General features: G+C 31.1%; 1 protein-coding gene. It reads right to left on the reverse strand.

Annotated elements, in window-relative coordinates:
* Positions 1–3,325 (reverse strand): beta strand repeat-containing protein (locus tag MBCUT_RS10200; protein ID WP_169805444.1); only part of this gene is annotated, 3,325 nt, incomplete at its 3' end.
* Positions 3,326–3,350: the final 25 nt, after the last annotated feature.

Here is a 3,350-nt window from a genome sequence, read left to right on the forward strand (position 1 = left end):
TAGTGGAGTTTTCACCATAAACAGCATCAGTAGGTAAGTCAACATTAATTATAGTTCCTGATTTACTGACAATGAAATTCACATTATCATCGGATTCTGTGTAATTGTTGTTTTCTTTAAATACTATGGTGTATGTGTATTCATTTGCATCTAAGCCAGTGATATTCACTCTACCCACACCATTGGTGAAAGTCACATTGTAGGTTATGTTGTTTATGATTACTTCATAAACTCCATCTAAGATAGCTGTGCCATTAGGTGTAGTTGCATTAATCACCACAGTAAGATTATCACCATAGCTAACATCATCAGCTGTAATGTCTAAGTTTACATTATCTTTAAAACTAGTACTAAGATTAGTACTTGTAGCATTATAATCAGCTGTACTTGCAAAGCTTATTGATAAGTTTTGATTTCCAAGCTGACCATAATCATAGTCAGTGAATACTCCAGTTCCATTAACAAATGTAACATTCTGATTTCGACCATTAATAGTAACTTCGAATATGGTAGGTGCTAGACCCCAAATATTTGGATTAATATGTAAAGTTATATCAGCCACACTATTATTTACAATAGTTAGTTGATCAACAGTAATATTAGTAATATTACCTTTACTAATAGTTCCAATTAGTGTGAAGATACCACTACCAATGATAGTGCCGTTTAAATTTTTAAACACAACATTCAGATCAGCAATAGTTTGAATAGGAACTTCAATTATGCCAGAATTGCTTAAACCAAACTCTTTGAAAAAGGTACCATTGCAATAAACACCATTCAAAGAAGGTAACAAATCAGAACCAGAACTATCACTAGAACCATTCAAATACACAGTATAATTAAATCTTAATAAATCACCAACACCATAATTAGCACTAAGATCGCTTATATTAGTAATATCAAGCACATAATAGCTATTTACAGCTATATTACTCATACTTGGTATTCCGTTGTAACCATAGTAGTTATAATCAGCATTCACATTATTACTCACATTATTAGAAGTAATAGGAGTAGTCTGATTAAAGAATGCATTATAATTCACCCTAACACCAGGAGCATTAGCAGAAATACCAATATTACTATTACCTACAAAAATATTACCAACAATATCAGCACCAACAGTACCATTAGTACCAGTACTCATACCAATTGCTCCGCTATAACTTACAGTATTCTTGTTGAAAGTAGAATTAGTTATATTAGCATTAACAGTACCATTATCACCAGTAAGTATACCAAGTACTGAACTAGTCTCAGCTTTGTTGTTGTTGAAAGTAGAACCAACTATATTAGCATTAACAGTACCATTACTACCAGTAATTAAATAAATTGCTCCACCAAAATAAGTAACTGTATTATTACTGAAATTAGAATTACTTATATTAGCATTAAGATTACCATTAGTACCAGTAGTTAAATAAATCGCTCCACCACGTTGAGTTACATTGTTGTTGTTGAAAGTAGAACCAAGTATATTAGCATTAACAATACCATTACCACCAGTAGCTAACCGAATTGCTCCACCAGTATTCCTTACATTGTTGTTGTTGAAAATAGAACCAACTATATTAGCATTAACAGTACCATTACTACCAGTAATTAAATAAATTGCTCCACCATCATTAGATGCAGTGTTGTTGTTGAAACTAGAATTTGTTATATTAGCATTAAGATTACCAGTAGTACCAGTAGTTAAATAAATTGCTCCACCACTATTGGGTGCAGTGTTGTTGTTGAAAGTAGAATTTGTTATATTAACATTAGTAGTACCATTAGTACCAGTATCTATATGAATTGCTCCACCTTGATAAGTTGATACACTATTATTACTGAAAGTAGAACCAATTATATTAGCATTAGTAGTACCATTACCATTAGTAGTTAAACGAATTGCTCCACCATTATAAATTGCTAGATTATCTCTGAAAATACAATTAGTTATATTGGCATTGATAGTACCATTAGCATAAGAATTTATTTGTATTGCTGCAGCATCACCATTAGGTGCTGTGTTGTTATTGAAAGTAGAACCAATTATATTAATATTAAGAGTACCATTAGTACCAGAAGATACACTTATTGCTCCACCATAGTTTCCAGTGTTATTAGTAAAGGCGGAATCAATTATATTAGCATTTGCAGTACCATTATCACCAGTAATTATATTAATTGTGGCATTATTTGTAAAGTTAGAATTATTCACAGTAGTATTTGCAGTGCCGTTAGCAAGAGTAGTTGTAATAATCGCTACATTATTATTAGATGTAGTATTATAGTAAGGATTGTTGCTTGCATATGTTCTATTGTAGCTGCTGTTATTAAAATTAGAGTTATTTATTTCTAGATTACTAGTAGAATATATTAGATTAACAGAACCAAAACCTGTGGTTTTTTTGCCACTACCTCCATTTACGCTTAGGGTTGTGTTTTTGTTGTAGTTTCTTGTGTCATTAAGGTTATTGATGTTGTTTTGGAAGTTGGATTGTGTGATAATTAAATCACCAGTGTTAACAATCATTGCATAAATATAATTAGTACTTTGATCACCGATAACAGTTTCATTATTGGGGTTTCGAAGATTAACAGTTATAGGGTTATTATTGTTCCAGTTGTATTCGCGGTTTATTGTTGTTTTTATTGTGTTGTTTGTGAATTCTGATCTTGTGATATTAAGTCTACCTTTATTAACAAGGAACCCAGAACCCACAACACTACTATCATATATAGTATTATTAAAATACAAAGTAGTACTAGCTGTAAAAGGAACATTTTCATAGTATTGGTAGTTTATGTTCATGTTATTGTTAATGAATGTTGTATCGATTATGTTCATTTGTCCATTGTTACCAATGAGGTAGCCAGTTTCAAAACTATCATTTTCCACCTGATCATTACTTGTATAAGTGGTGTTTTCACGAATATTAAACGATAAACTATTATCTGCGATTACACAGTTTTCTATTGTTAGATAACCATTATTATTTATTAAATAGCTATTATTACCAATCATTGCGTTTTTTATGGTTAGATTAGATAATATTAAGCTTGCACCTGAGTTAATTGTGAATAATTTACTACCACCACTTAGATCAATTACTGTGTTGGCTTTATTAGAGCCTGTAATTGTTAAATTCTTATTTATTATTATGTCTTTGTTATTGTTGCCTGAATACAGACCATCAGACAATATTATCTTATCGTTAGCTAGAGAGCTATTAACAGCACCACTAATACCACCATCAGTCGCATTAGTAATATTACGATCTGCTGCAAAACTAGTTGATAAACCAACCATTACCAACAAAGCAAAAAGCAACAATAAGACCATCACAAAAGACGTCTTT

The organism is Methanobrevibacter cuticularis, assembly GCF_001639285.1.
GTDB lineage: Archaea > Methanobacteriota > Methanobacteria > Methanobacteriales > Methanobacteriaceae > Methanobaculum > Methanobaculum cuticulare.